The sequence below is a fragment of the Mariniradius sediminis genome (assembly GCF_021491425.1).
In the GTDB taxonomy this organism is placed as follows: Bacteria; Bacteroidota; Bacteroidia; order Cytophagales; family Cyclobacteriaceae; genus Mariniradius; species Mariniradius saccharolyticus.
This window is the reverse complement of the sequence record NZ_JAKEVZ010000011.1, coordinates 68,851-86,146: the sequence shown is the minus strand read 5'-3', so window position 1 is coordinate 86,146 and position 17,296 is coordinate 68,851. Positions and strand designations below refer to the sequence as shown.

Here is a 17,296-nt window from a genome sequence, read left to right as displayed (position 1 = left end):
GTTAAGAAAAATTGCTGGAAGCAGTCCCTAAACTGTCCGTACATCCAAAAAAGGAATCCATTCTTCCGCATGCCGTTCGGCATAGTCAGCCAAGAAAAAAGACAGCGTAGGCTTAAATGGTTCGGTCCTCAGAGCCAGCCCAGCCTGGTCGGGCGTCTTATCGCCCTTGTATACGTTGCATCGGTGGCAGGCAGTGATGAGGTTGTGCCAATTGGTCTTGCCACCTTTGGAACGGGGAATGATATGGTCGATTGTCAGGTGCTTCCGGGAACCGCAATATTGGCATTCGTGCCTATCACGTCTGAAAAGGTTGGCCCGATTCAGCAATACGCCCTTGTATGGTATGTTACGGTATTCGTTGAGACGGATGACGGCAGGGTATCTGAATTCCATGCTGACGGTACGTACCACCAAGGATTCATAAAAAGAAAGGCAACTTACTTTGTCCAAAAATGTCAGGACCAACGCCTTTTGAACGGGCACGACCGCGACCGGACTATGATCCAAATTCAAAACCAAAACACGTTTTTCCATAGCTCCTAATATAAATTCATTAGGCCAAAAAACCTGTTGTTTGGCGGGATTGTTTTTTTCAGAATCTCATCCGATCGAGTTCTCGCTTGACGTCTTTTTCCTTGATATCCTGGCGTTTGTCGTGGATCTTCTTGCCACGGGCAAGTGCGATTTCCATCTTGGCAAGGCCGCGGTCATTGATAAAAACGCGAACGGGAATGACGGAAAGCCCCTTCTCAGCAAATTTGGCTTCCATCTTCTCCAATTCCCTTTTGTTGAGGAGCAATTTCCGCTCCCGCACCGGGTCATGGTTGTAGCTTGTCGCCATCGAGTAGGGCGCTATGTGCATTTGCTTCACAAAAAGTTCGCCGCGGCGAAAGTAACAATATGCCTCCGTCAAGGATACCTTTCCCTCCCTTACCGATTTGATCTCCGTGCCGCTGAGCATGAGGCCCGCCACAAAAGTATCGATGAACTCAAATTCGAATGAGGCCTTCTTGTTTTTGATGTTGATGATCTTGTCGAATTTGTTTTTTGTATCCTTGCTCATGAAGTGAATCCTAGATATTTATTTTAATGGGACAAAAGCCTGCGGTATTCGATGTCCGAATTTCGAACTTATTTTGGTCTAGCGTATCGCAGGATGAAGATCGAAGTAGCTGTTAAGAACCACTTAAAACTTCATTCTCGCCTCGGGCACTACGTCGATGGAGGAAAATTCCCCGGCCAAATACTTGAAGTGCGCAGCCATGGCAATCATCGCGGCGTTGTCGGTACAGTATTCGAACTTAGGAATGTAGGTATTCCAACCCAATTTCTTGGCTTCTTCCTGAAGCGTTTGCCTCAGTCCCGAGTTGGCTGAAACCCCTCCCGCGATTGCAATTTCTTTTATCCTGTACTCTTTTGCTGCCTTTTTGAGCTTTTGCATCAGCGTTTTGATCAGTGTGTATTGGATGGAGGCACAGATATCATGAAGGTTTTCCTCGATGAACTTGGGGTTTTCCTTTAGGTTGTCACGTAGGAAATACATCACGGCAGTCTTGATACCGGAGAATGAGAAACTCAGCGCCGGCATGTCCGAGATGGGAAACTGAAACGCCTTGGGATTCCCGAGTTGGGCACACTTGTCGATCAAAGGACCTCCAGGATAAGGCAATCCCATCAGCTTCGCCGTCTTGTCAAAAGCCTCTCCTACCGCATCATCGGTCGTTTCGCCTATGATTTCCATATCCAAATAATCCCTAACAAGAACAAGTTGCGTATGGCCACCACTGACTGTGAGGCAGATAAACGGAAAGTTCGGCTTTGGGTCCTCGATAAAATGTGCAAGGATATGTGCCTGCATGTGGTTGACTTCGATCAGCGGAATCCCCAGGCTAAACGCCATCGCCTTTGCAAAGGACACTCCGACCAATAAGGATCCCATCAAACCTGGGCCTTTGGTAAATGCAATGGCCGACAAATCCGACTTATGCAGGCCGGAAGATCGCATGGCCTCATGCACGACCGGAATCAGGTGTTGCTGATGTGCACGCGAGGCTAGCTCCGGAACGACTCCCCCATATTTTTCGTGTACGGATTGCGTGGCGATGATATTATTAAGTATTTTGCCATCAGAAATTACTGCCGCCGACGTTTCATCACAGGAAGATTCAATAGCCAGAATATTTAATTTCATTCGCGTGTAGTCCTTGGAAAAGAGCCCCAAAGTTACGGAATTTTTGATCAAAGCCTTTCGGCTATTATCAAGGCTCGTCCTTTTTGTCCTGATACTCTTCCTCCTCGTTGCGCTTTCGATCCAAATCCCATTTGTGCAAACTCGAATAACAAAGGCGCTCACTGAATTCATCACAACGAACACCCAATTCCAAACAAGCATATCCAAAGTCCGAATCAGGTGGTGGGATGCCGTCAGCCTCAATGACGTGGTAGTCAGGGATCACCATGACAGCTTGATGGTGGACTTAAAGGAAGTTTACATCGACTTTTCGATTCGCAGTTTATTAAATACCCAAAACCCATCCATAGATCAGATCAAACTTGAAGAAGGAAACGTCCGGCTGCTTTTCCATGCAGACGAGTCGTATATAAACCTCGCAGAATTTATTGCCAGGATCAATGACCTCTTTCCAAGTGCACCCAGGGATCCAAACAAAAAACCTTCGAAATTCAGCATCGAAAACATCCACCTCGACAAAACCTCCCTTGATATCATCAACTATGGGGCGATCCCGATCACCGAGGGTTTCGATTTCAACAACCTCAAATTCAGGGACCTGATCGCCGATGCAGACGGGTTTTACGCACAAGGCCCCGAAATCGGCGTGAAGGTGAATTACATGCGAGGCGAAGAGTTGACTTCGGGACTTGTCTTCCAACAGCTAAAGACCGTTTTCACCTATACCCCGACTTTCATGGAGTTTGATGATCTGTTTCTCAGGTCCAATCAAACAGAAGTGAAGAACTATCTCAGATTCAGCTATGACTCTGTCGGGGCGCTTTCCTATTTCAATTCGCGGGTGACGATTTTGGCACGATTGGAGGAAACGGCCCTAAACATCCAGGATTTGCGATATTTTGCGGAAAACCTCCCAAACTACGAGGATCGCATTTACCTAAGTGGGGAAATCGAAGGAACAGTCGACAATCTCTCCTCAGAAGAATTGTTGATCAGGTTTGGGACGCAAAGTGCGCTTTTTGGGAAGTTCAAAATCGATGGCCTGCCGGATTTGGACAACTCGTTTTTTGAGCTTTCGCTGCAAAATTCCGTCCTCACGAGCAATGACCTTGCACCCTACATCGGCGAATCGGCGAGAAAGGAACTCAATAAGTTTCGGACGATCCGTTTTGACTCGGATTTTTCCGGTTACCTCCACTATTTCACAGCCAATGGAAGATTTCGGACAGGAATCGGAAATGCCATTGGTAGGCTGAATTATCAAACGGTCAACAACGAACCCACGTATAGCGGCCGCCTTGAACTCCAAAATCTCGATGTAGGCGTGCTCGTCGAAGATCCTGAAAAATTCCAAAAAGTCACGATGACCGGCAATATCAAGGGAAAAGGCCTGACAGCAGAAACCGCCCTCCTGCAAGTAGATGCCGCTATCAAAAGTGCGGGAATAAATGGCTATGATTTCAAAAACATCACGACTGATGCGACTTATGGAAAGGACCTTTTCTCAGGTAAACTAAAAGTTAACGACCAAAATCTCAAGGGAGAAATGTCCGGAGTTTTGGATTTAAGGGATGGAAAAGATTCTGTGAGATTGCAGGTGCAGGTTGATACCGCTTTTCTGCACGAGATAAAACTGGTGGAGAAAGAAACTTTCGTGAGTGGCAGAGTCGACCTCGACACCCGGGGAATCACTTTGGACGATGTGGAAGGCATTGCGAGATTCAGCGAAATAAACTTCAGCTATGAGGGGCGAAATCTCTATTTGGACAATTTCTTTTTCCAATCCCTATTTACGGATGATCTCCGCGCCGTAAGGCTCAATTCTGATTTGTTGGTGGCGGGAATTTCGGGAAACTTCAAAGTCAACCAATTGATTGATGACCTGACCGACTTGTCGGACGATTATATCAACATTCTCACCAACAACAGTCTTACCCCAAAAACCAAATCAAAAAAACAGATCGAACCCTATCAGATCGACATCAATCTGAATTTCATAGACATCAACCCCATCATCAACCTGCTGGAACCACGCGCCACCATTTCCAAAAACACGATCATCGAAGGGGCTTTTTACCAAACACCGGAAAACACGGTATTCAACTTTTTCTCCAGCATCGATACGGTGTATTTTGATGGAAACCTGTTGTATAATACCAACCTGGACTTTAACACTTCCAAACTCAATGATGCCGACGACGTGTTGGCTTCCTTGTATTTGTTTTCGAAAAAACAGGAATTATCGTCCGGATTGACATTCAACAACATGGCTTTGGAGGCAATTTGGGATGGATCGTCGATAGACTTGTCCTACGAGCAGGATCAATTGGGAACAGGCAGCTATGTCCGTGTGAAGAATGACATCACGCTTTTCAAAGACCACACCTCCATCGTTTTTCAGCCCTCTGAACTGAAAATCCTGGACAAAATCTGGCGATTTGATTCTGACAATGAGATCATTATTGCGAATAAAACCGTCCTTTTTGATAACCTGAAGCTTTTCAACGCAGATCAATACCTCTCCCTGAACGGTACGATTTCCCCAAATCCCAAAGATGTGTTGGAACTGGTCATCCATGATGTTAACCTTGATTTTATCAATACACTCAGCACAAGGGAATATGAGGGATTAGCAAATGGAAACTTTGGATTCAGCAATCTTTATGATGTCCCGGAGCTACTCGGACAATTGTTCATCGAAGATTTACATGTAAACAAATTTCTTGTCGGAGACATTGAAGCAGCGACTTTTCTGGAAAACAAAAGGGTCAACATTGAGCTGAGCAATACCAGAAATGGCAAAAAAGTAATCGCAGTGGACGGGTATTTGGGCAGTCTGGATGATGGACTGGAACTAAACGCCAAACTCAATGAAGCAGACCTGTCCGTTTTGGAACCTTATATTTCCAATTACCTGACACGAATCGGTGGCACGGTGACGGGCGATTTGGTCATCAACGGGACTTTGAACTTCCCTGTGGTGATGGGCACTGGCAGATTGGAAGGTGGAAAATTCCTGATCAACTATCTCAACACGTTCTACGTCGTGGACGGAAACATCCTTTTCAACACAAACGAAATCAGTTTTCGTGAGCTTGTGCTGCGGGATGTGCGGGGAAATCGGGCTCGTCTTCGGGGAGGTATTTCCCATGATTATTTTTCTGACTTTATCCTTGATATCAGTTCCAACCTTGAAAATTTCCAGGTGCTCAACACAGGCTCGAAGGACAACGACACATTCTATGGAACAGCCTACGCCACGGGAACCTTGAATGTATTCGGCGCAGCCAACAACTTGGACATCACCGCGCGGGCCACGTCCATGCCGGATACCAGGATTTACATTCCCTTTGGGTCCACGAATACAGTTGCCCAAGAGGAATATATCAAAATCATCAACGTCCGCGACACAAGCCGGCTCGTCCAATTTGAAGAGCAGGTCGAACAACTTGCAATCAACAATCTCCGGATGAATTTCACCTTTGATGTGACGCCGGACGCCTATGTCGAAATCCAAATCGATCCCCGGACGGGAGAAAGTATCCAAGGAAAAGGCAGTGGCGTACTTGGCATGAACATCGATACGCAGGGAAATTTCACCATGTCCGGCAACTATGAAATCTCCGAGGCTCGGTATAACTTCTCGCTTTATAACCTGATCAGAAAGGAATTTATCGTGGAGCCCGGCGGACGAATCAGTTGGTTTGGCGACCCCTATCAAGGCATCATGGACATCAAGGCCTTTTATCAGGAAAATGTCAATCTGCAAGCGCTCCAGTCCAACCAAAACGCTACGATCGAAGACCCGATGATGCGCCGCAGGTTTCCGCTCAAAGTGCTCATGAACCTAAAGGGAAACCTCCTTTCTCCGGAAATCACCTTCAACTTTGACTTCAACGAGTTTCCAAAGGAGGGCAACTTGCAGACCTACATTTCGGCATTCCAAAACCGAATCGCCAACGACGAGCAGGAGAAAAATAGACAGGTTTTCTCGGTCATCATGATGCGTGCACTGTCACCAGAAGGACAGTTCAGCGGCGTGGGCAATATCGCCACTTCCAACCTCAGCCAACTGCTTTCCTCCCAACTCAACAGCTTCATCGCCCAGGTGGACCAAAATCTGGAAGTCGATTTGGATTTGGCAAACTTGGACCAAAACGCGCTCGAAACCTTTCAACTACGCGTGGCCTACACCTTCCTTGACGGCAGGCTTCGGGTGAGTCGTGACGGTGGCTTTACCGATATGCGCGGCAACGCCGACTTCAACAGCATTGCGGGCGACTGGCAGGCCGAATACATGATTACCGAAGACGGACGCTACCGCATGCGGATTTACAACAGAAACAACTTCAACACCTTCACCTCCCTTTCCCTGACACGGAATGTGGCTACCTATGGCGTTTCGGTCTCCCAGAATATCCAGTTCAATTCCTTCGGGGAGCTGTGGAACCAAATCCGGAGAAAAGAAAATGAAAAGCTCCGAATCAACGACACGGATGATTTTCTCAGGTATCAGATGGAGGAAGACCAAAATTGGAACAATATCCCCTTGGAAAATCTGGACAAAAGAGTCAATCCACTCGACCTGCAGATGGACCAACCGCTCGGACTTCCCAGAAAAGAAGAAAAAGAGAAAAACAATTCAAGCAAGAATTGACTTGATTAGCTGAAAATAAACCCTTGATGGAAAAAGTCAGCTTATTTTGGTTTCGAAGAGACCTTCGGCTAGAGGACAATACCGGACTCTTTTACGCCTACCAACAGGAAAAAAACGTCTTGCCCCTATTTGTTTTTGACAGGAACATCCTCGACAAACTTGAGGACAAAGACGATGCGCGAGTCACTTTCATTCACGACCAAATTCAAAGGTTATCATCAGAGCTCCAGCATTTTGGTAGTAGTATTTTGGTGAAATATGGAAACCCCTTGGATGTCTACCGGGAATTGTTGGAGACATATGACATCCAAGTCGTCTACACCAATAGGGACTATGAACCCTACGCCAAAGAGCGTGACGCAGCGGTGGCGGCACTCCTGAAGAGAAAAGGAATCCAATTTTTGGACTTCAAGGATCAGGTCATATTCGAAAAAGACGAGATACTCAACGGGAGTGGTGACTTTTATAAAGTTTTTACACCCTACAGCAGGGCTTGGATGGATCGTTTTCAGAAATCCAACATCCAAACTTTGGCGCTTGACGCCAGGAAAAACAACTTTTACCAGACCTCTCCCCTTCCGATTCCGAGTTTGGGAGAAATGGGATTTGAGCGCAGTGAAATCGCCATTCCCCCTTTGAAAGTGGATGAAAGCCTTATCTCGAAGTACGACCAGACCAGAAACTTCCCGTCGATTGCAGGCACTTCGCGACTTGGGGTCCACCTGCGTTTTGGCACGATCTCAGTCAGGCAGCTCGCACTCAAAGCTGTGAAACTCAATCAGACTTACCTCAACGAGTTGATTTGGCGGGAATTTTATATGATGATTCTTTTCCACAACCCACAAGTCGTAGACCATGCGTTCAAGCCAGCCTACGACCAAATTACTTGGAGGAGATCAGAGGAAGATTTCAAAAAATGGTGTGATGGCAAAACCGGATTCCCGATCGTGGATGCCGGTATGCGCGAACTCAACGCGACTGGCTACATGCACAACCGTGTCCGTATGATCGTGGCGAGCTTTTTGACAAAACACCTCTTGATCGATTGGAGATGGGGTGAGGCGTATTTTGCGAAGAAACTCCTCGACTTTGAGCTTTCCTCCAACAATGGCGGATGGCAATGGGCGGCGGGCACTGGTACAGACGCCCAGCCGTACTTTCGGGTTTTCAATCCCGAATCCCAAACGGAGAAATTTGACAAAGAATTGAAATATATCCGCAAATGGATACCAGAATTTGGCACGTCGGACTATCCAAAACCGATGGTAGATCATAAATTTGCCAGACAAAGAGCCATCGACACATATCAGGCGGCGCTGCAGGCAACATGAATATAGGCGACAAAGTAAGAATCCTTCATGGCAACGAATCAGGAGTAATCAGCAAGATTTCGTCCGGGGGAATGGTGGAAATAGAAATCGAAGACGGATTCCGTATTCCCGTCCACCGGCGTGAGGTCGTCGTAGTTTCTGCTGTAGAAAAGCAATATTTCGGCGGCGCGCAAGCTCCCAGCCAAACCCCATCCGTCCTGGACGGCGGCACAGTCAGCGGAGAAGGCGTTTTTTTGGGCTACATCCCGCTTAACGACAAGGACCACAGCATTTACATCTGCAACGACAGCGTACGGACCTATTTCGTACTGGTTGCAGATCTTTTCGGCGAAAACTGCAAGACGCTTTTGGCTAACAAAATTGGCCCGAACGGCTCCATGAAGGTTGGCGAGAAATCAATTGCGGACTTCGAAGAATGGCCGATGCTTTTGGTGCAGCTTTTTCCGATCCATGAAAAAATCGAAAAACAGCTTCCCTCGATCGAACGGCGGATCAAGTTCAAGGCTAGCTCTTTCTTCAAGAGCAAAGGCAAAATCCCCGTCCTTGGAAAGAATGGCTATGTTTTTAAGCTTTCGGAAAACACCAAGGAAATCAATGTACAGGAGCTCAATGCCGAATTGAACGAGGGAAAGATGGTTGAGCAGCCCACCTTCAAGAAACCGCCTCGCGAAATCGACCTGCACATCGAGAAGCTCGTCGAAGACCATTCCAAAATGAGCAATTCAGAAATGCTCAGGCTGCAACTCAAGACATTCGAAACCAACCTGAACCAAGCCATTGCCTCCGGCATGGATGAGATCACTTTTGTGCATGGCATAGGCAACGGCGTACTGAGAAAAGAAATCCACAAGATTCTCAGCCAAATGGGAAATATTAAGTATTTTCAAGACAGCCAGAAAGACCGCTTCGGTTATGGCGCCACTTTGGTAAGAATTTCTTGAGCCATGATCGGAAAACTATCCCCTGTATTCAGATTATTTGCCCAGCAGTACGCAGATGCGAAGGAGGCTTTTCTCGCACTTGGGAAAAAGTACCGTGGAAAGAAAGCCATGGAACTGGAGCAAAGATTGATATTCCTTGAAATATACACGGATCTATTGTCGCGGATATACTTTGAAGAGGAAAAGCTCCAATTCAAGCTATTTTCCCCTTTCAAAAAGATTTTCAAAGGTCTCAAAAAGACCAAACACCTCAAATTCATCATGCGCCAACTCGATGAAATCGAGGAAAAAAACAACCTGAGTTTTAACTCTTACAGAAAACAACTCGAAAACGAGAAGTCGATCCTTTACACTGACGTGTACGACCAAATAGTAGCCACGCCGCTCAAGGTCTGGGAGCAGTTATTTGAGGAGGTCCATCAGTACAGCAAGGGGCTGAAGCCACTGATGATCAACACCTCTACCACTCAGATAATCAACGAGGAACTGGAGTTTTTTAACCTCGACAACAAAGAAAAACTAAACAGCGGGGCACTGAAGGACATCTACGAGGGTCTAAGGGTGATAACTGCACTCGAGAATCTCAGGATCGAATCGGGATTCAACTCGATCTTTGTGCAGGAAGTACACGACCGAATGGCCGAATTGCAGCGCTCCCTCAACGATTGGTATCAAAACCACCTTTTTCTGCAGCACCTGACCGGGTATCTTGCCGATCGTGAGCATATATCGAAAAAGTACCTAGAACTCCTTTCCCAACTTCAGGCAAACAAAAAAACCTATACCCAAAAAGTGGAATCCCAATGCAAGCAATTGTTTGAGCGGATTTTGGAGTAGAAATGCATAGGCGAGGGCTGATCTTGGATTGAAAGCTTTTTTGCGATAAATTATCTTTTTTTAGAATTTGCTCTAAACCCTGCACGATGTACACCAAAAGAAATTACAGCCTTTGGATGACTTTTAGATGGTCCCGAAAGTCGTTTATCAGGGGGATGTTGTATGCCACAGCCGTTACCTTACTGTATAAATTTACCGGTTGGGCGATCTTCACACTTCCTTGGGAACCTATCAGCGTCATTGGTATCGCCGTTGCCTTCTACCTAGGATTCAAAAACAACTCCTCCTACGACCGCACATGGGAGGCGCGAAAAGCCTGGGGAGGAATCGTGAACGACAGCCGGACTTTTGCCACTGGAATCCTGAGCCTGATCGAAAAGGATTCGCACGGCGATTTGGAAGCAAGAAAAAAACGCATCATTTACAGGCATTTGGCTTGGACAATCGCACTGAGAAGACTCCTGCGCGACACCAGAAAATCCTGGGAACACAAGTATGGGCCAAAGGATCTTTTTTTCGTGCCTCAGTACGCCAAAATCATGGAAGATGGTGTGGCCAAGGAACTGGCTCCCTATCTGGCGGCGGATGAACTAGAGTGTTTTATTAAGGTCAAGAATATTCCAGTCCAGATCCTGAAAAAGCAAACAGAGGAACTCGCCGCACTGAAAGAAGAGGGCCTGATCTCGGACTACAAGCAGGTATGGTTTCACCAGCTGATCGGCAATTTTTATGACAACCAAGGCACTTGTGAGCGGATCAAAAACTTCCCCCTTCCCAGACAATATGCCTCAGTCGCATTGTGGATGAACTATTTCTTTTGCGCCCTGATTCCGTTTGGGCTCTTGGATATTTTTGAAGCCAGCAATGAACTCTGGGTGTGGATGACTATTCCGTTTTCAGGACTGATCATTTGGATATTTTTCTTGATGGAAAGGATCGGCGACTATTCCGAAAATCCCTTCGAAAGCGCCTACAACGACATCCCGATTTCAGCAATCACGAGGTCCATCGAAATCGACCTGCGTGAAATGCTAAACGACGAAAATATCCCGGAACCCTACCCCGTCGAAAACGGATTTTTGATGTAAAAAGGCCGTACATTCGCAGACAATTCCCCCACGCCATGTCGATCCAAATCCAAACCGCCCAAACCGTCGAAGACCTCGAGGGCATCCTTGAATTGCAGGAAGAAAATCACATCACCAACCTCGAAAACCTCGACCAAGGCTTTGTATTTGCAAGGCATGACGTCGAATCTCTGGCCAAAATGCATGGATTCGCACCACATGTGGTCGCCAAAGACGGCGATACGATCGCAGCATATGTCCTTGCGATGACAGAGGACACCAAGTACGACATACCGGAACTGATGCCGATGTTTGAAATGCTAGAGTCCTTGGAATACGATGGAAAAAGGCTCAGCGAATACCGCTTTTTGGTCGTTGGGCAGGTATGTGTAAGCAAGGACTATCGGGGCATGGGGATTTTTGATGCCATCTATAAGGCCTACCGCGAAATCCATTCGAAAGATTTCGAAATGGTCGTGACCGAGATCAACGCCATGAACGGCCGCTCACTCCGCGCCCATGGGCGGGTAGGATTCCAGGAAATAGCACGCTATGAAGCCGAAGACGGGCAGATTTGGTGTATCGTGGTTTGGGATTGGAGGTAGGGAATTGGTTATTCGTTATTGGTTATTCGATGTTCGACATTCGATATTCTAGGAAAAAAAGAATTACGAACCCCCCTGCGGTGGGCAGGTGATGAACGCCGAATACCGAATCATGAATGATGGGGAGGTTTCCGCCCTTATTTTTGGTGCCGATTGATCAGCACATCCATCACCTCATCGAGCTCGTAGCCCTTGGCTTCCAACAAAACCAAGTAGTGGAAAAGCAAATCGGCCGCCTCTCCTAAAAACAGTTCTTTGTTGTCATCTTTGGCTTCGATAACGATCTCTACCGCCTCCTCTCCTACCTTTTGGGCGATTTTATTGATGCCCTTGGCAAACAGAGATGCTGTATAGGATTGCTGGTTGGGATTGTTTTTGCGGTCCTTGATGATGCCGCGCAGGTGGTCGATGAAATGGGTCTTGCTCTTGTTTTCCTGCTCAAAGCAAGTATCATCGCCTTTGTGGCAAACGGGACCGACGGGTTTTGCCTGGACCAAGAGCGTATCGTTGTCGCAGTCGAGCTTGATGGATTTCAACAAGAGGAAATTCCCCGAGGTCTCACCCTTTGTCCATAGCCTCTCCTTGGTGCGGCTGTAAAATGTCACCTTGCCCGTCTCGAGGGTTTGATCCAAAGCCTCTTGGTTCATATAGCCCAACATCAGCACGGCACCTGTATCCACGTCCTGGATGATCGCGGGTACAAGCCCGTTTACCTTTTCAAAATCTATCTCCAGTTTTTCCATCTGATAAGTCTTTTTCGATTGCCAATTGCGGCTCATTGAATTCTCATGCTAATCCCCTCCTCTGCCAAGTAAGCTTTGAGGTCAGGAATCGGTATTTCCTTGAAATGGAAAATACTGGCAGCCAACGCGGCATCAGCCTTTCCAAAGGTAAAAACATCCTTGAAATGCGACATATTTCCCGCACCACCGGATGCTATCACGGGAATGGACAATGCTGCCGAAATCTCCGCTGTGATCTCGTTGGCGAAACCGGATTTGGTACCGTCGTGGTCCATGGAAGTCAGGAGGATTTCCCCCGCGCCACGGTCCGCCACTTCCTTGGCCCAAGCCTGTGTCCGCAGCAAGGTAGGCTTGCGGCCTCCGTGGGTATGGACAAAATCAATCCCATCCACATTGCGGGTATCGATCGCCACGACGACGCATTGCGAACCAAATTCCAGCGCCATTTCATTGATAATCTGTGGGTTCTTGACCGCGGCAGAGTTGATCGAAATCTTGTCGGCACCGGCACTGAGGAGCACCTTGACGTCCTCGACCGTCGAGATTCCCCCGCCGACCGTAAAGGGAATATTGATCGCCTTTGCCACTTTGGTAACCAAATCGGTCAAGGTTTTCCGCTTGTCGACCGTCGCGGTGATATCAAGAAATACCAGTTCATCCGCACCTTCGTCCGAATAGACTTTCGCCAGTTCGACGGGGTCGCCCGCATCGCGGAGTTGCACAAAATTCACGCCTTTCACGGTTCTGCCGTCTTTGATATCCAGGCAGGGGATGATTCGTTTGGTCAGCATAATCGATTTTCAAAATCCCCATGTACAAATCGACATGGTACATACCCTCTCCAAAAAAGAAGGCTCCCCGCCTATTGGGTAGGGAGCCCAAATTTCCGCTTTTGGAACCTATACAACCAAGCCCATCATGGAAAAATTCCCAGATCGGTATAGCTTTGGGCGATTCTTTGCAGCGCCAGTATAAATCCCGCCGTGCGCAGGCTTTTGATGTTTTTCTCTTTGCGGACCCTGTTGATGGCGTGATAGGCTGTGACCATCGTTTCCTCCAAACCCGACAACACCAAATCCCGCTCCGAGGCCCCTTGGATCAATTGGATTTTCTCGTCTTCGGTAAACTCCTCCCCTGTCGCGTTTTCGATCGTGCCGAGCAGGCGCCTGAACTTTTCCTGGTCATACCTTCTTTCCAACTTGCCGAAGGAAACACGGGACAGGTTTTTGAGCCATTCGAAGTAAGAAACCGTGACGCCCCCTGCATTCAAGTACATATCGGGGATGACCATGATACCTTTTTCCAAGAGGATTTTCTCTGCCTCCTTGGTCACGGGACCGTTTGCGGCCTCGCCGATGATCTTTGCTTGGATCTTGGGAGCATTGTCCTTGGTGATCTGGTTTTCCAGCGCGGCCGGAATCAGTATATCGCAGGGGTAGGTCAGCATCTCGATGCTGTTTTCGATAAATTCCCCTTTTGGAAAGCCTTTGAATCCCTTGTTTTTCAATTGGTATTCTTTCAAGGCCTCGATATCGATGCCTTTTTCATCCCAAATTCCACCGTTCCACTCCGCCACGCCGACCACCTTGGCCCCTGCTTCGGCGATATACTTCGCGGAATAGTAACCCACATTCCCCAATCCCTGTACGATGACCGTTTTTCCACGATACCCCGTTGTCAATCCCAATTCCCGCATATCCTCCTCGACAGCAAGTGCTTCGCGAATCCCGAAGAAAACACCCTGTCCGGTAGCTTCCGTCCTCCCGTCAATGCCATGTTGGGAAAGTGGCTTGCCCGTCACACATCCTTTGGCATTGATGACTTCGGGATTGAAGGCCTCATAGGTATCCACGATCCAGGCCATTTCCCTCGCACCAGTACCGTAATCCGGCGCCGGCACGTCAATGGCCGGTCCGATGAATTTCTTCTTGATGAGTTCTGAAGTATAGCGGCGCGTGATTTTCTCCAGCATCCGCTCGTTGTAGTTTTTGGGCTCGACACTCACGCCGCCTTTGGCACCGCCAAAGGGCACATTGACCAAGGCGCATTTGTAAGTCATCAGCGCGGCAAGTCCCTTGACTTCTTCTTCGTCCACAAAGCTGCTGAAGCGAATTCCCCCTTTCACCGGCAACTTGTGGTGGGAATGCTGGATGCGGTATCCGGTAAGCACCTCATAGGTACCGTCCTCGTGGCGGATCGGAAAATTGAACTTATAGATGCTGTTGCAAGCCTTGATCTGGTCCAAAAGTCCCTGATGGATATCCAAATACTGCGCGGCTTCATCCACGAAACCGCAAACATCATCAAAAAGGCTGTAACTGGAAGTCTTGCTCATAATCTTGGGATTTATTGTCATGCCCAAGTTACAAATGAAACAAGAGAACTAGGTGGTTTTAGGGGATGATATTTGTCAGGACTCCCCAGATATCGTCGAGAAACATGAAAGGCACCAAGGATTGATCCGGAGAGCTTCCCATGCGTACAATCACCAAATTTTTGGAGGGGACCACACAAACGTACTGGCCATCTTTGCCCATCCCGCAGTACATATCGTCCGGGGCATTGGGTGTGGGCGAACCCGGGAACCTTGTCTGCAGACCCGGAACCATAAAGGTAGACTTGCCATTTAGCCACCAAAGGTAGCCATAGCTTTCGTTGATGTTTTGGGAGGTGTTGATCATGGACTGGAGAAATTCCTTGTCCTGGATGATCTGCTCACGGTTCCAGGAGCCGTTGGCGGATACCATCAAGCCAAACCTTGCCATCGAGCGGGCATTGGAGAAGTAGACGTTGTTGAAGTCCACCTTCTGCCAGGAACCCGTCATACCGATCTTGGAAGCCAGCTTGGCATCAAAATAGGTGGCGAAATTTTGGCCTGTGGCCCCTTCGATGACCTTGTCGAGGAGTGTGTAGGGTGCATTGTGGTAGGCCCACCGGGTTCCGGGTTCAGCCTTGAATACCAAGGCAGCGGGGCGTGTGTCGAATGGGTCCGCTACACCATCATCCAGGCCCGAGGTCATCGTCAACTGATGCCAAACGGTGATTTTGGACTCTTGTGCAGGACTCAGTGAAGTCCAACCCGCGCCCAGATAGGTCGCCGAGGGCTTGGTGACATCCAGTTTGCCTTCATGCTTGGCAATCCCGGCCAAGGTCGCGGTGAGCGTTTTGCCCGCCGATGCCCAATACCACAGGGCATTTTGGTCAAAAGGCTGCCCGCCCGAAAGGCGCTGACCGAAATATTCCTCCATGACGATGCGGCCGTTGTGCAGGATGATAAAGGCACGGGTGCCGTTGGACGCGAGGAGTGTCTTGAGTTCCGGGATTTTGGCCGTATTCCAGCCAAGTTTCTGTGGATCGGTGGTTTCCCATTCGCTGCCCGTAAGCGGGGGAAAGTACATCGCAGGTTGGATGGGCGTGGGGTCTTCTTTTTCCTTACAGGAAAAAACAAGCAAGACTGTGAACGCAGCAAGAAGAAATCTTGAAAACATAGGAAAAGGATTAGGAGATAGATAACAAAGTACGAAGATAAAAGTACATGCTAGAAAAACTTATTTACTTGATTCAAATTTAGGATTTCAAAATCGAATTCCGAAAGACATTGGACTTATCGACACAAAAGCGACAGACCTGATTCTCAAGCGCGTCAGCAATTGGCCCAAGCCATTAAAAAAAAAGGCAGAGAATGAAACGACATACAAATCAGGGAATATTTGATCTCAATGATTATTCCCTACAAATATACTGACCACATGATTTCAGAGTTGACAATTGAATTTAGGAAAACAGTAGAATAAAGACTTGCCTATATCCTGCGGAATTAGTATCTTAATTCACTTTAAATCCACCAAAATTTTTACTAACCCCAGTCATTTATGAAGATTCTTTTTGTCTGTTTTTCCTTGGCCCTCTTGTTTTTGGTCCAGCCAATCTTAGCCCAGCAAGACTCCAACCAATTCTTGATTCAGGAATACGTCAAACAAAGCGAACGACAAAAAAAGACCGGACTGGTCATGCTTGGGGCGGGTGTTGGAGCAGTAGTGCTTGGGACAGTCCTGTTTGCTGCCGCTTGGGATAGTGGTTCAGGTTTTGCTGGAGGTGCTTCAGTGTTTTTTTTGGCAGCAGGTAGTATATCGACCTTGGTTAGTATTCCAATTATCATCAGTTCTGCCTCGAATGGCAGAAAAGCTGGAAAGTTAAGTATGGGCCTTGGACAAACTCAGGCGCTGCAGGCGCCGGGATTTTCCCCAAATGCTTGCCCAACGATTAGTTTTTCACTTCCTCTAAATGCACAAAAACGATGAAGTACCTCCTTGCCCTAATTCTGGTAGCCCTTGTTGCTTTTGAATCACTCGGACAAACCACCAGTGTTCTCGAACACCAGCAGGATTTGATGAAAAAGAGTGACGCTCAATACAAGGCAGGCTGGATTTTCCTAGGAACTGGCCTAGCGCTTTCCATTACTGCCATTGCCATACCTTATAAATATGACCCAAACGACGGATCAAGTAACTCCAGAGTCACTTCCTTTCTTGGTTGGACTGGATTTCTTTCCATCAGCACGAGCATCCCCTTATTCTTGAGCGCGGGGTATAATGCCCGAACGGCCGCAAAGCTTAGTCTGGAACCAAAGGCACTACACCAACCCAATATTGGAGGTGAACTGCCCAGAAATATCCCCTCTCTTACCCTGAAAATTCCGCTTTAGCGTATTCAGGCTTGGGAATATTCATTTTTAGGCTGGTCAAAAAACCATCCACTTTTTCGGTACTTCGTCAGCGACCGTGAGCCATCTTGGAATCTGCCGGTACCAGCGCCAATTCAGCTTCTCCTGCATCCCAAAAAGTATCAAAATCTCAGGGCATCAACACAGAAGGTGATCATTTTCCACCTTCAAATGCAGCAGTACCCAATCCCCGATATTCCT

The 17,296-nt window shown here is 47.7% G+C and carries 15 protein-coding genes; 8 read left to right on the top strand and 7 right to left on the bottom strand.

Annotation, left to right across the window (positions count from 1 at the left end; translation table 11 throughout):
- Positions 1-27: 27 nt before the first annotated feature.
- The 3 genes from L0U89_RS14565 to tsaD form a co-directional block, all read right to left on the bottom strand.
- A complete protein-coding gene (locus L0U89_RS14565) occupies positions 28-534 on the bottom strand; it encodes an HNH endonuclease (RefSeq protein WP_234862181.1) in 507 nt (168 codons plus the stop codon).
- A gap of 58 nt (positions 535-592) precedes the next feature.
- A complete protein-coding gene (gene smpB / locus L0U89_RS14560) occupies positions 593-1,063 on the bottom strand; it encodes an SsrA-binding protein (protein WP_234862180.1) in 471 nt (156 codons plus the stop codon).
- 123 nt (positions 1,064-1,186) lie between these two features.
- A complete protein-coding gene (tsaD, locus tag L0U89_RS14555) occupies positions 1,187-2,191 on the bottom strand; it encodes a tRNA (adenosine(37)-N6)-threonylcarbamoyltransferase complex transferase subunit TsaD (RefSeq protein ID WP_234862179.1) in 1,005 nt (334 codons plus the stop codon).
- Positions 2,192-2,324: 133 nt separating this feature from the next.
- Here tsaD and L0U89_RS14550 point away from each other — a divergent pair, with 133 nt between their 5' ends.
- The 6 genes from L0U89_RS14550 to L0U89_RS14525 all read left to right on the top strand — a co-directional run bounded on the left by L0U89_RS14550 (position 2,325) and on the right by L0U89_RS14525 (position 11,629).
- Complete coding sequence (locus L0U89_RS14550; RefSeq protein WP_369413255.1) at positions 2,325-6,848, top strand: translocation/assembly module TamB domain-containing protein; 4,524 nt, start codon at positions 2,325-2,327, stop codon at positions 6,846-6,848.
- A 26-nt stretch (positions 6,849-6,874) separates the two neighbouring features.
- Positions 6,875-8,179: a cryptochrome/photolyase family protein gene (locus L0U89_RS14545; RefSeq protein WP_234862178.1), complete on the top strand. Its 1,305-nt coding sequence runs from the start codon at positions 6,875-6,877 to the stop codon at positions 8,177-8,179.
- On the top strand, positions 8,176-9,120 hold the full coding sequence (locus tag L0U89_RS14540) for a Smr/MutS family protein (protein ID WP_234862177.1): 945 nt from the start codon (positions 8,176-8,178) through the stop codon (positions 9,118-9,120). Before L0U89_RS14545 ends, L0U89_RS14540 begins: the two co-directional genes overlap by 4 nt.
- Before the next feature lie 3 nt (positions 9,121-9,123).
- Entirely contained in the window at positions 9,124-9,957 is an 834-nt protein-coding gene (locus tag L0U89_RS14535) for a hypothetical protein (protein WP_234862176.1), read from the top strand.
- Positions 9,958-10,043: 86 nt separating this feature from the next.
- Entirely contained in the window at positions 10,044-11,045 is a 1,002-nt protein-coding gene (locus tag L0U89_RS14530) for a bestrophin family protein (protein WP_234862175.1), read from the top strand.
- A gap of 35 nt (positions 11,046-11,080) precedes the next feature.
- Positions 11,081-11,629: a GNAT family N-acetyltransferase gene (locus L0U89_RS14525; RefSeq protein WP_234862174.1), complete on the top strand. Its 549-nt coding sequence runs from the start codon at positions 11,081-11,083 to the stop codon at positions 11,627-11,629.
- Between the two features lie 137 nt (positions 11,630-11,766).
- Here L0U89_RS14525 and hisIE read toward each other — a convergent pair whose 3' ends face one another.
- The 4 genes from hisIE to L0U89_RS14505 all read right to left on the bottom strand — a co-directional run bounded on the left by hisIE (position 11,767) and on the right by L0U89_RS14505 (position 15,860).
- Positions 11,767-12,372 carry a bifunctional phosphoribosyl-AMP cyclohydrolase/phosphoribosyl-ATP diphosphatase HisIE gene (gene hisIE / locus L0U89_RS14520; RefSeq protein WP_234862268.1) on the bottom strand — a complete coding sequence of 202 codons (606 nt, stop codon included), beginning with the start codon at positions 12,370-12,372 and terminating at the stop codon, positions 11,767-11,769.
- Between the two features lie 32 nt (positions 12,373-12,404).
- The gene (gene hisF / locus L0U89_RS14515) at positions 12,405-13,163 is read right to left on the bottom strand and encodes an imidazole glycerol phosphate synthase subunit HisF (protein WP_234862173.1); all 759 of its coding nucleotides are present in this window, start codon (positions 13,161-13,163) and stop codon (positions 12,405-12,407) included.
- A gap of 125 nt (positions 13,164-13,288) precedes the next feature.
- Positions 13,289-14,707, bottom strand: a complete 1,419-nt coding sequence (locus L0U89_RS14510) for a Glu/Leu/Phe/Val family dehydrogenase (protein WP_234862172.1) — start codon at positions 14,705-14,707, stop codon at positions 13,289-13,291.
- Positions 14,708-14,765: 58 nt separating this feature from the next.
- Positions 14,766-15,860, bottom strand: a complete 1,095-nt coding sequence (locus L0U89_RS14505; protein ID WP_234862171.1) for a serine hydrolase domain-containing protein — start codon at positions 15,858-15,860, stop codon at positions 14,766-14,768.
- Between the two features lie 468 nt (positions 15,861-16,328).
- On the opposite strand from L0U89_RS14505, the gene L0U89_RS14500 reads away from it, so the two are divergent.
- Positions 16,329-16,673 carry a hypothetical protein gene (locus L0U89_RS14500; protein ID WP_234862170.1) on the top strand — a complete coding sequence of 115 codons (345 nt, stop codon included), beginning with the start codon at positions 16,329-16,331 and terminating at the stop codon, positions 16,671-16,673.
- Positions 16,670-17,077 (top strand): hypothetical protein, encoded by a 408-nt coding sequence (locus tag L0U89_RS14495; RefSeq protein WP_234862169.1) that lies wholly within the window; start codon positions 16,670-16,672, stop codon positions 17,075-17,077. Before L0U89_RS14500 ends, L0U89_RS14495 begins: the two co-directional genes overlap by 4 nt.
- The last annotated feature ends 219 nt before the right edge of the window (positions 17,078-17,296 follow it).